General features: G+C 34.3%; 19 protein-coding genes. 14 read left to right on the top strand and 5 right to left on the bottom strand.

Going from position 1 to position 17,071, the window contains the following annotated elements; translation table 11 throughout:
• Nucleotides 1-5 precede the first annotated feature (5 nt).
• Nucleotides 6-1,070: a sigma 54-interacting transcriptional regulator gene (locus IC621_RS15300; RefSeq protein ID WP_191159200.1), complete on the bottom strand. Its 1,065-nt coding sequence runs from the start codon at nt 1,068-1,070 to the stop codon at nt 6-8.
• A 295-nt stretch (nt 1,071-1,365) separates the two neighbouring features.
• On the opposite strand from IC621_RS15300, the gene ilvA reads away from it, so the two are divergent.
• Nucleotides 1,366-2,646, top strand: a complete 1,281-nt coding sequence (gene ilvA, locus IC621_RS15295; RefSeq protein ID WP_191159199.1) for a threonine ammonia-lyase IlvA — start codon at nt 1,366-1,368, stop codon at nt 2,644-2,646.
• 184 nt (nt 2,647-2,830) lie between these two features.
• Here ilvA and IC621_RS15290 read toward each other — a convergent pair whose 3' ends face one another.
• Entirely contained in the window at nt 2,831-3,604 is a 774-nt protein-coding gene (locus tag IC621_RS15290) for a MurR/RpiR family transcriptional regulator (RefSeq protein ID WP_191159198.1), read from the bottom strand.
• Between the two features lie 336 nt (nt 3,605-3,940).
• Here IC621_RS15290 and IC621_RS15285 point away from each other — a divergent pair, with 336 nt between their 5' ends.
• From IC621_RS15285 to ypmT, 10 genes are all read left to right on the top strand, one after another.
• Complete coding sequence (locus IC621_RS15285) at nt 3,941-5,269, top strand: 6-phospho-beta-glucosidase (protein ID WP_191159197.1); 1,329 nt, start codon at nt 3,941-3,943, stop codon at nt 5,267-5,269.
• An 11-nt stretch (nt 5,270-5,280) separates the two neighbouring features.
• Complete coding sequence (locus IC621_RS15280; protein ID WP_191159196.1) at nt 5,281-6,078, top strand: HAD family hydrolase; 798 nt, start codon at nt 5,281-5,283, stop codon at nt 6,076-6,078.
• A 638-nt stretch (nt 6,079-6,716) separates the two neighbouring features.
• Nucleotides 6,717-6,968, top strand: a complete 252-nt coding sequence (locus IC621_RS15275) for a DUF2535 family protein (RefSeq protein ID WP_191159195.1) — start codon at nt 6,717-6,719, stop codon at nt 6,966-6,968.
• A gap of 92 nt (nt 6,969-7,060) precedes the next feature.
• Nucleotides 7,061-7,903, top strand: coding sequence for a DegV family protein (locus tag IC621_RS15270; RefSeq protein ID WP_191159194.1), 843 nt, complete (start codon nt 7,061-7,063; stop codon nt 7,901-7,903).
• A 167-nt stretch (nt 7,904-8,070) separates the two neighbouring features.
• Nucleotides 8,071-8,628 (top strand): SCO family protein, encoded by a 558-nt coding sequence (locus IC621_RS15265; RefSeq protein ID WP_191159193.1) that lies wholly within the window; start codon nt 8,071-8,073, stop codon nt 8,626-8,628.
• A 219-nt stretch (nt 8,629-8,847) separates the two neighbouring features.
• Nucleotides 8,848-9,654, top strand: coding sequence for an SGNH/GDSL hydrolase family protein (locus IC621_RS15260; protein WP_191159192.1), 807 nt, complete (start codon nt 8,848-8,850; stop codon nt 9,652-9,654).
• A gap of 12 nt (nt 9,655-9,666) precedes the next feature.
• Nucleotides 9,667-10,260 carry a YpmS family protein gene (locus tag IC621_RS15255; protein ID WP_191159191.1) on the top strand — a complete coding sequence of 198 codons (594 nt, stop codon included), beginning with the start codon at nt 9,667-9,669 and terminating at the stop codon, nt 10,258-10,260.
• Nucleotides 10,261-10,550: 290 nt separating this feature from the next.
• On the top strand, nt 10,551-11,711 hold the full coding sequence (locus tag IC621_RS27040; protein WP_191159190.1) for an FxLYD domain-containing protein: 1,161 nt from the start codon (nt 10,551-10,553) through the stop codon (nt 11,709-11,711).
• Nucleotides 11,704-12,831, top strand: coding sequence for a trypsin-like peptidase domain-containing protein (locus tag IC621_RS15245; protein WP_191159189.1), 1,128 nt, complete (start codon nt 11,704-11,706; stop codon nt 12,829-12,831). Before IC621_RS27040 ends, IC621_RS15245 begins: the two co-directional genes overlap by 8 nt.
• 39 nt (nt 12,832-12,870) lie before the next feature.
• Nucleotides 12,871-13,059, top strand: a complete 189-nt coding sequence (gene ypmT, locus IC621_RS15240; protein WP_191159188.1) for a protein YpmT — start codon at nt 12,871-12,873, stop codon at nt 13,057-13,059.
• 269 nt (nt 13,060-13,328) lie between these two features.
• Here ypmT and IC621_RS15235 read toward each other — a convergent pair whose 3' ends face one another.
• On the bottom strand, nt 13,329-13,478 hold the full coding sequence (locus tag IC621_RS15235; protein ID WP_191159187.1) for a hypothetical protein: 150 nt from the start codon (nt 13,476-13,478) through the stop codon (nt 13,329-13,331).
• Between the two features lie 271 nt (nt 13,479-13,749).
• Between IC621_RS15235 and IC621_RS15230 the strand changes: the two genes are divergently transcribed.
• Nucleotides 13,750-14,565: an alpha/beta fold hydrolase gene (locus IC621_RS15230; RefSeq protein ID WP_191159186.1), complete on the top strand. Its 816-nt coding sequence runs from the start codon at nt 13,750-13,752 to the stop codon at nt 14,563-14,565.
• 74 nt (nt 14,566-14,639) lie between these two features.
• On the opposite strand, the gene IC621_RS15225 is transcribed toward IC621_RS15230, so the two are convergent.
• Nucleotides 14,640-14,885 carry a DNA alkylation repair protein gene (locus tag IC621_RS15225; RefSeq protein ID WP_191159185.1) on the bottom strand — a complete coding sequence of 82 codons (246 nt, stop codon included), beginning with the start codon at nt 14,883-14,885 and terminating at the stop codon, nt 14,640-14,642.
• Nucleotides 14,886-15,136: 251 nt separating this feature from the next.
• Nucleotides 15,137-15,559, bottom strand: coding sequence for a MarR family winged helix-turn-helix transcriptional regulator (locus IC621_RS15220; protein WP_191159184.1), 423 nt, complete (start codon nt 15,557-15,559; stop codon nt 15,137-15,139).
• Nucleotides 15,560-15,834: 275 nt separating this feature from the next.
• On the opposite strand from IC621_RS15220, the gene msrA reads away from it, so the two are divergent.
• Together msrA and msrB are read left to right on the top strand one after the other, a co-directional pair.
• The gene (gene msrA, locus IC621_RS15215; protein WP_224752572.1) at nt 15,835-16,323 is read left to right on the top strand and encodes a peptide-methionine (S)-S-oxide reductase MsrA; all 489 of its coding nucleotides are present in this window, start codon (nt 15,835-15,837) and stop codon (nt 16,321-16,323) included.
• Nucleotides 16,316-16,744: a peptide-methionine (R)-S-oxide reductase MsrB gene (msrB, locus tag IC621_RS15210; protein ID WP_191159183.1), complete on the top strand. Its 429-nt coding sequence runs from the start codon at nt 16,316-16,318 to the stop codon at nt 16,742-16,744. The genes msrA and msrB overlap by 8 nt, the downstream gene beginning before the upstream one ends.
• Nucleotides 16,745-17,071 lie beyond the last annotated feature (327 nt).

Genomic DNA, 17,071 nt, shown 5'->3' with positions numbered 1-17,071 from the left:
CCTTTCTAATCTTTCACCAGGTTTTCATTTAAAGAATTTAAAAAATCTGTACCCTCTAATGTAATTTTTGTTCCGGCTCTTCCACGGCCTTTGGTAATATAACGGTGTTTTTCGAGAAAATCCAGGCGGTGACGAACTTGTTGTGTTGTTAATGTTTGCTCAGCTGTTTTACTCAAATCGGCAATCATCCTTCTGCTGGCAGGTTCTCCTTGGTCATTGAAATCTTTAATCGTGTTTAAAATAAATAAATATTCTCTTTTATCCATCAATGTCAGTTGTAAATCAGTTTTCTCAGGCTCTTTTTTCGGTTTATTTTTACTCAAAACACTTTGCTTGGGAATGTCATGTATTTGAATGGATCGCCCATCACATACTGTTAGCATGTAATCAATCGTATTTTTTAACTCTCGCACATTACCATGCCAATCATATTCCATTAGAAAATCAATAACTGCTTGATCGATTCTGATCTTTTTACCGCTTTGTTTGATAAAGTAGGAAGTAAGCAGTGGTATATCAGATTTTCTCTCTTTAAGTAACGGGATTTGGATTGAAAGAACATTCAATCGATAAAATAAATCAGCCCGAAAAGCTCCGTTCTGTACTTTTTCTAACAGGTTACTGTTTGTAGCTGAAATGATACGGACATTGAGTGGAATACATTCAGAGCCACCAATTCTTCGGAACATTTTCTCTTGAAGTAATCGATTGAAACGAGCTTGCAATTGTTCATTGATATCTCCGATTTCATCTAAAAAAATGGTTCCGCCATCAGCTGCTTCAAATAATCCTGCTTCTCCTTCAAATCCAAAAAGTTCCTTTTCGAGCATGGATTCAGACATTGCACAGCAATTGACAGGAAGAAAAGGGCCGTTACTTCTTTGCGAGCTATAATGCATTGCATGGGCGAAAAGTTCTTTTCCTGCACCTGTTTCTCCTTCAATCAAGACAGGGAAATCAGATGCTGCCAGTTTTTTAGCGATATGCTTGGCTTCAATAATAAGGGGATGGTCGCCAATAATATCCTCAAAATTATATTTTGGTAAAAAGTCAAGATTATGTATGATCAAAAGATTTCCTCCAAGAGTGATTTGGGTTTATTATAACACCCAATTAAAACTAATTGGAACCAATAATGCCGAAAATCTTTGAAAAAATTTTAAAAAAAGTCTAATTAATTTTCACTTTTTTGTTTATAAATAAAATGACATTATTTACTAAGACAACTGTAAATGTTGAATGAAAGCGTTTTACTATTAATAATTCTTAAATTTTGTGTAAAACCTTGAAATATTCACTTTATATTTAGAATATTCATGATATAATGACCAATTATAAAGAGAGAATAAAGGAAAGGATTTTACTATGAACCCACTAGTGAAAGAAGAGCAAGAGCTTGAAGAGACAGTTTATGTAGAAGATATTTTAAAAGCGCACCATTCTTTAAAAGATATTGTGATCCACACTCCATTACAAAAAAATGAAAGATTGTCCGAAAGATATCATTGCAATGTCTATTTAAAAAGAGAAGATCAGCAAATTGTCCGTTCATTTAAGCTGAGAGGTGCTTACTATAAAATTAAAAGCTTAGATACTAAGCAAACAGAAAACGGAATTGTCTGTGCAAGTGCAGGCAACCATGCACAGGGAGTAGCGTACGCTTGCAAGCAACTAAAAATTCACGGTAAAATTTTTATGCCTTCAACAACTCCCCGGCAGAAGGTTTCACAAGTGGAGTTGTTTGGAAAAGATTTTGTAGATATTATTCTGGTCGGGGATACTTTTGATGACGCTTTTTCACAAGCAATGGAATGCTGTAATAAAGAAAATCGTGCATTCATTCATCCCTTTAATGATGAGAAAGTAATTGCAGGTCAAGGAACCGTCGCGGTTGAAATTTTAAATGATGCAGAGATTGACTTTGACTTTTTGTTTGCAAGTGTAGGTGGAGGGGGATTATTATCTGGTCTCGGTACTTACTTTCAAACAGTGTCCCCATTAACAAAGCTGATAGCTGTTGAACCTGAAGGTGCACCGGCATTTGCGAAATCTAAATCTGCTCAAAAGGTAATTACGTTAGATAAGATTGATAAATTTGTTGACGGTGCAGCCGTTAGGAAAATTGGCGATAAAACGTTCAACATATTAACAGAGCTGGTATCAGATACCGTTTTAGTACCTGAAGGAAAAGTGTGTACGACAATTCTGGAACTTTACAATGAAAATGCTATTGTTGCCGAGCCTGCAGGTGCTTTGCCAATCGCTGCTTTAGATTTATATAAAGATCAAATTAAAGGTAAAAATGTTGTATGTGTAATTAGTGGAGGGAACAATGATATTGGAAGAATGCAAGAAATTAAAGAAAGATCTATGATCTATGAGGGACTTCAGCATTATTTTATTGTCAGCTTTCCGCAAAGAGCAGGTGCTTTAAGAGAGTTTCTTGATGAGGTATTAGGAAAGACGGATGATATTACAAGATTTGAATACACGAAAAAAAATAATAAAGACAATGGTCCTGCCCTTGTAGGCATTGAACTTAAAAAAAGGGAAGACTATGAACCATTAATTGACAGAATGAATAAGAAAGGATTTCATTATAGAGAAGTCAATAAGGACAGCAATCTCTTTCATTTATTAATTTAATCCTTTTTCAAAAAAAGGACACTAAAATAATCTATTCAAAAGCCGCTCAGATTCGATTGAGTGGCTTTTTGAATTTATTTTGGGATGGAGTTATAGCCAAAGGTTCTCCATCTCCAATATGAGGCATCTATCAAAACTTTACATTCTAATTTAGCGTAGTTTTCAAACAGCTGTACTCCGGTTTTCATATGTTTAACTTATATATTTCGCGAGCTATCGATTCCAAAATATAGACAACCGGTACTTGTGTAGTTATATCGGAATATTTAAGTTCATTTTCATTTACATGATTTAGATTATTGCCGATTGAAGTTTCAAATCTCTCCTCTGTTACATAATATGGAATATTTGTATCAGATATTTTAGATATGGTTGAATATTTACTATTTGTAATACTAATGACTTTAATCTCCTGCTCTTTCAATTGATTAATATGAGTAATGATAGGTGGAGTTTCTCCAGATACGGATAAAGCTATAGCTACACTGTTGGAAAGAAATTTGGCGTGAATAGGAAAGTAAGGATCCTTTATGTACATTGAAAATTTACCTACGCTTGAAAAATACCGTGCTCCATATTCAGCCATAATACCTGAGCTTCCTATTCCAATAAAAATGACATTATTTGATTCTGATACTAAGCGGGCAGCCTTCTTAATATTTTCTTCTATGTTTCCTTGTGATATTCTTTCGAAAAATTCCAACACAGAATGTTCAATATTTTTGATATTTGTCTTTTTAGTTTCTTCCAAATGTAATTTAATCTTCGTTTTAAATTCTGAAAACCCCTCACAATTCAGCTTCCGACAAAAACGCAAAATTGTAGAAGTAGATACATGGGTTTCATCCGCAAGTTCACGAATTCTCATATAAGCTACTTTATCTTCATTTTTACAAATATAATTATATAAAGATGTTTCTAATTCATTTAATGAAGCAATCATTTCGGCTGTAAACATGTATAACTCTCCTTCTATATTAAAAAAGATATTGCCTTCTTTTATTTTACTCCTTTTTAGATATGTTACTATGTCTAATTAACGAAACAAGACGTTACATTGATGTAACAAATTCCTTCTTGTGTTATAAAAACCTAAATGGCTTTCACGTATTTACCACTTTACTCAATGTAGATAGAATCAGCTTATAAAGTTCAATCTTTTTCTACCCCTTTATAAACAGAGAAAAGTAAAAGACATCAGATTAAGCGAATACCTTTTTTAACATTTTTCATCTTTTTATTCAGAGGTAAGACCAAAAGGATATGGTTATATTACATGGAGGTGCTAAGGATTATGACAAAAGGTATTAAAATTGTAACGATTGGTGGAGGATCCAGCTATACACCTGAATTATTAGAAGGCTTTATTAAACGATATGATAAATTACCAGTAAGGGAATTATGGTTAGTAGATATTGAAGAAGGAAAAGAAAAATTAGAGATAGTTGGAAACCTTGCAAAAAGAATGATTGAAAAAGCAGATCTTCCAATCGAGGTTCACCTCACACTGGATAGAAGAGCAGCTTTAAAGGACGCTGATTTTGTTACTACTCAATTTCGTGTAGGGTTACTAGATGCTCGTGCAAAAGATGAAAAAATTCCTTTAAGCCATGGGGTATTAGGGCAAGAAACAAATGGTCCAGGTGGATTATTTAAGGGTTTGCGTACCATTCCAGTTATTTTGGATATTGTAAAAGATATTAAAGAACTATGTCCAAATGCTTGGCTGGTTAATTTTACAAATCCTGCTGGCATGGTGACGGAGGCTGTTCTTCGTTACACTGACCATAAGAATATCGTTGGCTTATGTAATGTTCCTATTGGAATTGAGATGGGGATTGCAAAGCTCTTAGATATCGACCATTCTCGTATCCGTATTGATTTTGCTGGTCTAAACCATATGGTATATGGACTAGATGTGTATGTAGACGGAGTTAGTGTAAAAGATAAAGTGATTGATTTGTTATCAAATCCAGAGAACAGCAGCTTTGTTAAAAACATAGAAGGACAAGGGTGGGAGCCAGAATTTATTCGAGCACTAAATGCTTTAACTTGTCCATATCACTTGTACTATTATAAGAGTGATGAAATGTTACAAAAAGAATTGAAAAACTTTGAAGAGGGCACAACAAGAGCCGAAGTGGTTAAGAAGCTTGAAGAGGAACTATTTGAACTATACAAAGATCCTAATCTAGCAATTAAGCCACCTCAATTAGAGCAACGGGGCGGAGCATACTACAGTGATGCAGCAGTTCGTCTCATTTCATCTATCTATAACGATGAGCGTGATATTCAGCCGGTTAATACCATTAATAACGGAGCTATTGCAAGTATTCCGTATGACTCTGCTGTTGAAGTAAGTTGTGTGATTACAAAAGAAGGTCCAAAGCCAATTATTAATGGAGATCTTCCAGTTGCAGTTCGAGGACTCGTGCAACAAATCAAATCATTTGAACGGGTGGGTGCTGATGCGGCTGTAACAGGCAACTATGATACAGCTTTGCTTGCTATGACAATTAATCCACTTGTTCCTTCAGATAAAATTGGTAAGGCCATCTTGGATGAAATGCTAGAAGCACATAAAGATCATTTACCAAAGTTTTTTCAAAAAGTAGAGGTTTAAGGGGAAATCTTATGATTAAATTAGTGTTATCTGATATGGATGGAACGTTCTTAAATAATAACGGTGACTTTAACAGGGAACTGTATAAGGATGTAAAAAAGATAATGAGAGAAAAGGGAGTGGTTTTTGCTCCTGTTACTGGCAAGCAATGTGAACGTGTAGAAGAGCTATTTGGTGATGACTCAGATGATTTATGGATTTTAGGTGATAGCGCAACTCGAATAAAGCATAACGGGAAATTTGTTTATGAATCACTACTACCAAATGAATTAGGAATTAAAATTATCCGTTTACTGGAGGAAATAAGTCTAGAACATACAATTATTGCGTGTACAAGAAACGGTGCAGTAATAAAGGATAACTTATCTCTTGAAGAGGCGGCCATTGTCAGAAGGTCCTATGCGCAAGTAAGACAAGTCTCTGACTTTAATGAAATTAAAGATGATTTTGTTAAAATTACTATTCACGACCCATTATTAGGATGTATGGAAACCAGAGAAAAACTATCTTCTTTTTTTGAGTCGGCTTATATCGTTGCTTCGGAACATGCATGGATAGATATAGCTAATGCTAATGTTCACAAGGGTACTACTGTTGAACACTTACAACGTTTGTTGAATGTGACTCCTGAAGAAACAATGTCGTTTGGAGATGGTTATAACGATTTAGAATTAATGGCCAGTGCGACATATAGCTTTGCTGTCCGAAACGCAGTTCAAGAAATAAAAGATGCTGCAAATTTTATTACCCGTTCGAATGAAGAAGATGCTGTAATGAAAACAATTATTCAAATATTATCCTTACATTAAAATATGTAAAAAAGGTAATACTCTAAATCATAAATGGGTAACAGAAAGCGAACTTTCAACTAAATAAAGTTTGATAAAAAATACAGCTTGTTTAGAATTTAAGTCTATTTAAAGGAGTAAAAAAGCGAATCCCTTGGTACTAATGGGATTCGCTTTTCCAGTAATAGCATTCTTATTTTTATCGTTTATGCATGTTTTTTACATCGTTGATACATCAACGTTTTCACTTTAATTGAGCCCCCTATCTCTTTAAGAAATTTACCATCTAATCATACTTGCTTAAGCAATTCTTCAATACTGTCACTGAAGAAAGGCGCGAATGGGATTATTAAGATACTTTCCGAAGGGATTGGAAAATAGACTTCCAACATTCATATTTTTCAAGTAAATTAATGAGAATATTAAAACCCACTTAGATTTTAAATAGTACTTAATTGAGCATCCAAATGATGCTCAGAAGTATGGAGAGATAAAAATGAAATTATTAATTTAAAAAAGAATTCAGGTAACTTTTGTGAAAAATTGAAGGATTTATTCACCAAATGAAAAATAAAATAAGACCAGTACATATTTAGACAGACTTCGAGAATAAGTTGATGTATAATAAAGCAAACGGGTAAAAAAAGAGGATTGATATTTTGTTATTGAAAAGCCTAGAGTTCAAACGGTTGGATGGACAGAAGGTAAAAATTGTAGAGATTCCTGTATTGGAGGAAGATAATCACTATTATTTTTTGATTCAGATTCGTCTGCAATCTTTTTTAACAAAGCTTCATTCTTTAAAAACACCGCAACAAGTTTATTCGTTTCGAGAATACTTAAAAAAGCTTCTAAAATGGCCTGATTATGAGGCGATTTTTCAATCAACAATTTTAAAGCACAATGCTTAATGTGGACCACTTAACGTGGTCTCTTTTTTTGCTGAATCATGAGAAGGACAAGGAATAGTACAAAATAGGTAGTAACGTCAGGATGTGTATTGATGGACAAAATTAAAATTGTAACCGATTCAACAGCTGATCTGCCAATTGAGATTATAGAAAAATATGATATTGAAGTGGTTCCTTTATCAATTGTAATCGAAGGTGAAACATATTTAGATCGTGTTGAAATCGAACCAGATGAGTTTATTGAGAAAATGGAAAAAACAAACGATTTGCCAAAAAGTTCTCAACCTCCTGTTGGTAAATTTGTTGAGTTATATGAAAAATTAATTAAGCAAGGCTACAAAGTGATATCTATTCATATGACTGGAGGAATGAGCGGAACTTGCCAATCTGCCGAATGTGCAGCAAAAATGGTAGAGGGAGATATAACAGTTTTTGATTCCCGGTTCATTTCAAAAGCCTTAAGCTTCCAGGTTGTTGAAGCAGCTAGGCTGGTGAAATCAGGAGAATCAAAAGAAAGTGTAATAAAAAAGATTATTGATATTCGGGATAGTACCTTTTTATTTGTGGCAGTTGACACTCTTGAAAACTTAGTTAAGGGTGGAAGAATCGGGAAAGGGAAAGCATTGTTAGGTTCCTTGTTGAAGCTAAAGCCGATTGCAAGTTTACAAGATGGTGTATATACGCCTGTTGCCAAAGTAAGGAGCCATTCACAAGTAGTAAAATTTTTATGTGAACAATTTGCAGAAGATGTAAAAGGAAAGACAGTCAAGGCAGTCGGGATTGCTCATGCAGATGCTTTAGAACTGGCGGATAATTTGAAAAAATCGCTTTATGAAATGATGCCAGAACTAGATGTTGATATTTCATTTACAACTCCTGTTATATCTACGCATACAGGGAAAGGTGCAATAGGGTTTATGTACTATACTAATTAATGAAAAATAATCTTCTATGTAGCAAAAAGGATGTTACCTTAATATAGTTTTTATATTCCATTTGATTCTGTGACAACCTCGTGAAATCTCCATAATGAGGGATGGAAGCTTTTCACCTTGCAAGTAATTTGATAAGCTATCTTTATCGGCTATGAAAGGTGAAAAAAATGAGAAGAAAATTACGATTAATTGTATTTACACTTGTTCTATGTATCATCACTGCATGTTCAGGAAGCGGAGAATCTATATCTGATTTCACTTTTGTCAATCAAAATAATGAAAAGGTTGGTTTAAAGGAATTGAAAGGGAAAATATGGGTTGCGGATTTTGTTTTTACAAGCTGTGAAACAGTGTGTCCGCCAATGACAGCTCATATGACCGAGCTTCAAAAGAGAGCTGAACAGGCAGGAACGGATGTTCATTTTGTTTCATTTAGCGTCGATCCTGAAGTAGATACCCCTGAAAAACTGACTGAGTTTGCTGAAAATTACCCTTTAAACCTTAAGAAGTGGGATTTTCTTACAGGTTATACTCAGGAAGAAATTGAAGCTTTTGCAAAAAAAAATTTTCAGGTATTGGTGAAAAAACCCGAAGGAGAAGAGCAGGTTATTCACGGGACAAGCTTTTACTTAATGAACCAAAATGGTGAACTTGTCAGCGATTACAATGGTTTTAAAGATGTTCCATATGAAGAAATTATCGAAGATATAAAAAAACTGCAATAGAAGCCATGAATCCATAGGCTTCTTTTTTTTGTTCAGTTCAATTTATATTATAAGTGTGAAAGAAAATTGGCTTTTTCAGTGATTTTCACCTTTGACATCTAACCTGTGAAAGTTTTTTAGTGTTTGTCTTAAGGAAAATTTAACAGAATCTTAAGCATTTTGAAATTTTCATTCAATGTTATAATGTTAATTTAATAGTATGTGAGTAGGGTGATGAAAATGATCAAAAAAAGCTTTGTTCTAATGCTTGTTTTGTTTATCATTGCAGGCTGTTCAAATATAGTATTTAAACCTAAGCCATCAGAGCCGACGAGTAAAACGGTCACAGTGCCAAAAAAGTCAATACCTCCCGAAGAATTTATACCAGGAGACTTAAATATAGTGGCTCTGGGAGACTCTCTAACAGCAGGTGTAGGTGATGCCGATAAAAATGGCGGCTATGTCAGCGATGTTGTAGAACAATTAGAATTAAATGAAGACTATAAAGATATTAGGCTAAGAAATTATGCTGTGGCAGGGCATAAAACTACAAATCTACTAAATCGGTTAAAGCAAGCGGATGTAAAACAAGAAGTCCAAAACGCTGATCTAATCTTTCTAACAATTGGCGGAAACGATATGATGCAAGTAGTAAAAAATAATATATTTGATTTAACCTATGAACCTTTTGAGAAGGAAAGAACAAACTTTTCAGAGCGATTTTCGAAAATTATACAAGACATTCGGAAGCAAAATGATGATGCAACTATCGTTTATTTAGGAATTTACAATCCATTTAAATTCGTTTTACCTGAGCTTTCAGCCATTGACGCAGTTGTGGATAATTGGAATGAAGCATCTAACCGCATTTTGTTAGAGGATGAGAATGCTAGGTTTGTAAAGATTGATGACTTGTTTGCTGATGAAACAAATACGAATCTCCTTTCTGAAGATAAGTTTCATCCTAATTCAGATGGGTATAAACTTATGGGAGGAAGAGTTCTAGAGTCCATTGAACAAGCAGAAATAAGAAATGCAGCAAGATAGGTGGTATTTTTAATGAATAAAATTGAAAAATGGAAACTAGCTTTTGTACTGTTATTAAGTGTAAATGTGCTAGTAATAGCAGCAGCTGGGATTTTAGTTTATTTTCCCTCCTCATCTCCACAAAGCTTTATTAACCATAACAATAAAGGCGGGGAGACAGTTGATTTTTCAGTAAGCTCTTCGAAAGAATCTTTAAATAAGCTGATCAATCATTATTTAGTAAAAGAGGCAAATGCAGACGAATTAAACTATAAAATTCTATTAGATGACAAAGTCTATCTTCTGGGTCAAATCCAAGCGTTTGGAAATAATATAGACGTTACCTTAGCTTTTAATCCAATTGTGAAAGAAGACGGCAATATGAGATTAGCTGTAGAAGAATTATCACTAGGCAGATTACAGCTTCCGGTACCTTATGTAATGAAATATATAAGAGATCATTATGAGTTGCCACCTTTTGTTCATATTGATTCCAATAAACAATATGTTGATGTTCATTTGGATGAAATTCAGTTGAAAAATAAATTGAGGCCAAAAGCAGAAAGCTTTGATTTGGAAAATGATAATATTACTTTCAAATTGTTTTTTCCATTAGAAAATCTTTAAAAGGTTAGACAATCCCTTGTTTAGCCTTTTTTGATTGATGAATTATTACAATTTCTAAATCTTAGTCTAGTTCCTTGGCTTGAATAGTCAATGGAATTTCGAAATTTAAGCTGTCATGCATGAAGCTAGTATCACTTATTACCCTAACTAGAAATGCATTCGGTTTTTAGCACTGAAAATCCCGCGTCTTTAGACGTTTGGAGTGTCAACTGGAAGAAATTTGGTGAACCATGTATACTAATAGAATAATAGGTCGAAAATGAATAGGCTGAGATAAGGAGGACACTCTGGTGAGTTGCCACAATTGCGGTTCGACAAATATACATGAAGGTGCTCGCTTTTGTCCGTTTTGTGGGACGAGGCTAAAAAATGAGATTAATAGAAAGCATCTAATTAAATACATTTCACTTCCCGTCGCAAGTTTTGTTATTGTAACTTTTTTAGTCGTACTAGGCTATAAACACGAAGAAAATGTGAATGCGCAGGTTGTCGATCAACAAAGAAAAGCAGAAGAATTGGCTCTATCAGGCAGGTATGAGGAAGCATTGAGTCTGCTCGAGGCTGCAAAAAAAGACCGTACCGACTATTCAGTTTTAAAAAAAGAGATGGATCATATTGAATTTGCACAAGATATATCCGAGCAAATTAACGACGTAAACGATCATATAAAAAATACTGAATTCGAAGAAGCCCGTACTCAAATCAAAACCATTTCTAAACAGTTGCAAGGAGAAAACACAGTGTTATTATCCCCTTTAAAAGCCAATTTTCAAGAATCTTCTACAAATGTGACTGTTGGCGAAATAAAAAAAGAAATAAATACCCTTAATTCAATTGATTTATTATCAGATAAATTAAAATCCATTGCCTATTTAGATAATGTGGAGGCTGCAAAGGTTGAAAATCAAATTGTTACTAGAATGGTTGAACTTAGTACTAAACAAGCAGAAGACAAGCTATCAAGAAATCATTTTAATGAAGCTTCATACATAATCGAAGAAGCCCTGCAATATGCAGTGAATAATGAAAAGTTAATTTCATTAAAAGAAAAAATAGAACAAGAAAGAGAATCTTTCTTAGTAGCTGAAAGGGTAAGAATCGAAAAGGCCATCTCAGCAGCAAAGAAAGAAGAAGAAAAGAATAAGAACAAGGCAGTAGAAGTAAAGAAGTTAAATGTGAAGCTAGATGATTTTGGAGATGCATATATAGAAGGAGAAGTAATTAATAATGGAACAAGAGATATAAATTCAGTTGTCGTTGAGTTTATTATCAAGGATAAGCAAGGTAAAGAAATTGAGAAAGGAAAAACCAATATCTTTCCGAATACATTGCATCCAAATGAAACTGGAAAGTTAAAACATATCGTTTACGGGGTAAAAAAAGATATCAAAATGGAAATAAGGAATATGAACTGGTATTTGAGTGAAAAAGAAGGGTCTCCTGATGAATAAAAAGTGGGTAATTAGTATAACAGTAACAGCTCTCATTTGGATTGTTGGAATTACTATTTTTGTTTTATTGAAAAAGGATGTTGAGAAGCGCCTCTATGAAGCGCCGATGGTATTGAATGTTATTGAAAATGAAAATAATCCTAATAAAGACTTGAAGGATATCTTACATGACACAAAAAAAAGAGTTGTTATGGTTGAGTTAAGTGATGGCTCGGTTGGTTCTGGTTTTTTGTTTAACGATAAAGGAGATATCATCACAAATGCTCATGTTGTTCAAGGTGCAAAAAAAGTTAAAGTAAGAACGACTGATGCTAAAGGTTTTGACGGGGAAGTTATTGGAATTAGTCTAAATACCGATGTTGCTTTAGTAAGAGTAGACGGTCTTGCAGGACAAGAGCCACTTAAGTTAGATTTGAACCATACGTTTGAATTGGGTGACGAAGTTGTGGCACTTGGAAGTCCACTAGGGCTTCAAAATACTGTAACCACAGGAATTATTAGCGGGACTGGAAGGGAATTTGATCTTGCACCATATCATTATGAAGATGCATACCAAATATCAGCTCCAATAGCTCCCGGGAACAGCGGGGGCCCTTTACTTGATCGGAAAACTGGTAAAGTAATTGGAATTAATTCAGCAAGGATGGAAGAAGGAACGATAGGTTTTAGTCTTTCTATTAAAAACGTATATCCATTAGTAAAAAAATGGTCAGACACTCCAATGAAATCCTTACCCAATATATCAGCTCTTGACGAATTTGAAAAAATAGATGAAAATAAAATGTCAGAAACAGCTGATTATCTCATAAGTTACTTTATGGAAAGTATCGATCACCAAGATTATGTAACGGCCTATTCTTTATTAAGCAGTACATTGCAATCAAATACTGACTATGAATCATTCCGCAACCGTTATATATCTATAGCCAGCTTGAAAATTGAAGAACTGTCTTCAGAAAAAAAAGAAGATCATATTTTAGCAAAAGCTTCTTTGCAAACGGAAGAAGTCGAGAAAGGAAACAGAATCAAGAAAAATTATGATATAACCTATAAAGTAATCTTTGAAAATGAACAAGCGAAGATCGATGACATCAAAATGAAGGCTAAAGAAAATAAGTAATACTGAGATTGGCTGAAAATTGAATAAGGGGTGAAAAAGATGAAAAATATATACATAATCTTTTTTGCGATAGCAATATTAATTTCTGTGTATTTTGCAGGAGTAGCCTATTTGAGCTTTATTGATGAGAATATGGATAAAGTATACTTAAATGTTGGATATTGCGCACTGTTTTTAAGCGGAGCAATATATACATTGCACTTAAATGAACAAAAAACGAATAACTAGTATATAGGAGAGGGCACAAAGCATCCTTTCTTTATTTTTAACTTTATCCCACTCTTAACGGGCAGTAAAACCTCGTATCTCAAGATTTTGAGAAAGTCAAAAAGATAGATGGGGGATAACTGCCCGAAAAGGTCCAAAAAAAGGAACACAGACGTTGCCGCTTCCTGTGGAAACGTCTGTGAGACCCACATTCTGTGGGTCTCAACTAATATCAGTAGTGAGGGATAAAAGAAACCCCCACTGATGGAAGATTCACTTTATGTTATTACTTATTCTCCGTCTTCTTCTTCAGAAGTTTCTTCTTCGGTTTCTTCTGTGTTTGTGTCCTCTGTTTCAGGGTCCTCAGCGTTGTTACAAGCACCTAATAAAAATACAGCTAAAAGAGATGCGCCAACTTTAAGCAAGAAGCTTTTTTGCATTAAAATTCCTCCCCTGTTAGAAACATTTATACATCTTTGGATTGACCACCTAGTCTACATTCATAATAATGGAAATCTACAATAATCATACTGAATTTACTGATTTTATAAACTTTCTTAACAATTTTAATAAAAAACAAATAATTCTTTACAAACCCAACTCAAGTTCAATGATAAACTTGGGAAAAACAGAGGGAATTTTTATTGCAAGAAAAAATGTTTGCTGACAACTATTTAAGGGTATGTTTGTATAAGAAAAGGAGGCGTTAAGATGGAGCTTTATAAACAAAACATCTCTGAGGATATTTCAATTTCTTACATAGATAAAGGTGTCGGTGATTGCATTGTCTTGCTTCATGGATTTTGTGGAAGTCATGAATATTTTAAATATCTTATTCCTGAACTTTCAAAAAGACATAGAGTACTTGCCATAGATTTAAGAGGTCATGGAGAGTCGAGCACAGTAATGAATGAATATGATATAAATGAAATGGCAGATGACATTGCAGGGATCTTAAAAAGTTTAGAAGTTCAAAAAGCCATTCTTTTCGGGCATTCTTTAGGTGGGTATGTTTCATTAGCTTTTGCTGAAAAATACCCTGATAAAATAAGCGGATTAGGTCTTATTCATTCAACAGCTTTTCCTGATAGTGAAGAGGCAAAGGAGAATAGGGTGAAAGGTATAAAGAAAATTAAGGAAGTTGGGATAGAACCTTTTATTGACGATCTTATCCCAAAACTCTTTCGTCAAAAGAAAGATGAAAAAATTGCTTCTGAAATCTCATTTGCCAAACAAATTGGCAATAAAACGCCTTCTACTGGTGCCATTAGTGCACTAAATGCAATGAAAAACAGGAAAGATCGACGAGTAGTTTTACAAAATCTAGATCTCCCGATTTTACTGGTTGCAGGGAAAGAGGATCAAGTTATTCCGAAAGAAAAAACATTTACAACCGAAGGTTCACATGTTACGGAAGTTCTGTTAGAAAACTCCGGACATATGGGGATGTTAGAGGAGCCTGATCGACTTATCGATGTGATGTATCATTTCATTGAAACATCGGTAGCGCCTAAACCTGAAGAATAAAGTTAATCATAAAATCATTCAAATGCCAGACCATCTGTTTCCAATGTGTCTGGCATTTAGTATTACTTGTACTGCTATCTCCCCAGCTCCGCTCTTTTGACGAAAACAACTTCATCTTCAATTAATCCGCAAGCTCCGCATTGCACTTTTATTTGAGGGCCTTTATAAGAGATATGAAAGGGCTCTAAAGATGATTGATCATACTCTTGAACGACCATCCCTGTTTGAGGGTCTAATTTAACTGATTTCGGATTTTGCTCAATAAGATTGAATCTTGTTCGGTTACTTTTGCAATTTGGACACAAGTATGGGGACGCCATAATTTTCCCTCCTTCATCTTCTTTCCATTATTCTTTCACTTATTCATCCACAATATGTAAGAAAAGCTTAGGACGACCAGCAGAAAAGCAATTCTTTTATTTTTAACAGATTGGCTAATGATCTGAGGAATATGGCTTAACGCTGAAGTGGACACTGCTATCTTGTTTTAATAAATATTTTTATAAGCCCATATGCTTCTTTTTGTATGAAAATAGACCGCTTGACATATTGAGCCAGCGGTCATCATTGTTTAATTTAAGTACATTTTCTTAAATAGACGTAATAATTCTCTTAATTCTTGGTTTGAATAATTGTCAAACCTTTTAAAGAGAAATTCTGTTTTCTTTTTCTCGGTTAATAATAATTTTTCTTTACCTGTGTTTGTAAGGTGAAGTTCGATCATTCTACGGTCTTCTTCAGAACGTATTCGTTCTATTAATTCTTTTAAAACTAAAGAATCTGTAACAGCTGTAATATGACTTGCAGACACATCCAATTCTTTCGCTAGTTCATTTGATTTTTTTGGGCCCTCCGTTTTTAAAATTTTCAACACAAGGAATTCATTTCTCGACATTTCTTTACCGAGAATACCGTTCATTTCATTCCGAAGTTGTTTAAAGACGTTCCGTAAAAGGCTCTCCATTTCATACATTGTCTCTTCTCTTTTATCCATTATAACTAACCCCCTGCCAAGAACCTCCACTTTGTTAACTATTATTAAAACTAGCTTGTAATGCTATAGTTGTCAAGCTGGATTAAAATAAGGAGGTAAGTTAGGAAAATACTTAACAATATTGTTTGACTAATAAAAACCATATTTATCTAAGAGGCAGATTACTTTGAGTGTATAGAGTGAATGATATAATAAAAAGGAATTGAAAGGAGGGCTCTAAAGTGACAAATGAAAATATTGAGGTTGCTACTTTTGCCGGAGGATGTTTTTGGTGCATGGTTAAGCCTTTTGATGAACAGCCAGGTATCATTCAAGTAATCTCTGGATATACAGGAGGAGAACTTGAAAATCCTACTTATGAGCAAGTTTGTTCTAATAAGACTGGTCACGTAGAAGCTGTTCAGATCACATTTAACCCAGATGTGTTTCCTTACAAAAAGTTATTAGATCTTTTTTGGCAGCAAATTGATCCAACAGATAGCGGGGGACAATTTGGTGATCGAGGAGAATCCTATCGCACAGCAATTTTTTATCACGATGAATCTCAAAAAGAATTAGCTGAAAGATCTAAACAAGAGCTAGAGCAAAGCGGAAGGTTTAACAATCCAATCGCAACAAGTATAGTACCTGCTAAACCCTTCTATCAAGCAGAAGAATATCATCAAGATTACTATAAGAAAAATCCGCTTCACTATAATCGATATAAAGTTGGATCAGGGAGAGCTGGATTTATTGAAAAGCATTGGGGGGATAGAAATGGTTAACAAAGACGAGCTTAAGAAAAAATTAACAAAAATGCAGTATGAAGTTACTCAAAATGATGCGACTGAGCCGCCATTTCAAAATGAGTACTGGAATCACAATGAAGAAGGATTGTATGTAGACGTTGTCTCAGGTGAACCTTTGTTTAGCTCAAAGGAAAAATTTGATTCAGCATGCGGTTGGCCAAGCTTTACCAAACCTTTAAAGGAGGAGGAGGTTAAGGAAAAACTTGATACTTCCCATGGAATGACCAGGACAGAAGTAAGAAGCAAGAGCGCAGATTCCCATTTGGGTCATGTTTTTAATGATGGACCTGGTCCAAGTGGTCTGCGTTATTGTATTAACTCTGCATCGTTAAGATTTATTCACAAGGATGATCTAGAAAAAGAGGGTTATGGAGAATATAAAAATATTTTTGGATGACTTTATCCTGTAAATAAAGGGCTGTCCGATAAGTCCCTAAAAATAAAGCAGATCAGGAAAACAACTCTTTTTTCCTGATCTGCTTTTTTGTTCTTTCTGTGTTTCAGGATAGTAGCTAGGCGAATGCCTGCTACCTTCTGTAGCCAACTTTAACACGTTAATACTTTAATTAACTTAAACTTTTTTATCTCATAAAGATAGACAGTGTCTGTACTAAAAAGCCGTCATTATTTAGACTGCACCCCTTAAAGTAGATGTTGAAAAACCCACAGTTTGGCAATATTGAATTAAGGGGTGATTTTTTATGGCGAAAAAAGGACAGAAGTT

Origin of the sequence: Metabacillus arenae, from assembly GCF_014773385.1 — a bacterium.
Lineage (GTDB): Bacteria > Bacillota > Bacilli > Bacillales > Bacillaceae > Metabacillus_D > Metabacillus_D arenae.
This window is presented reverse-complemented; position numbering and strand designations above follow the sequence as displayed.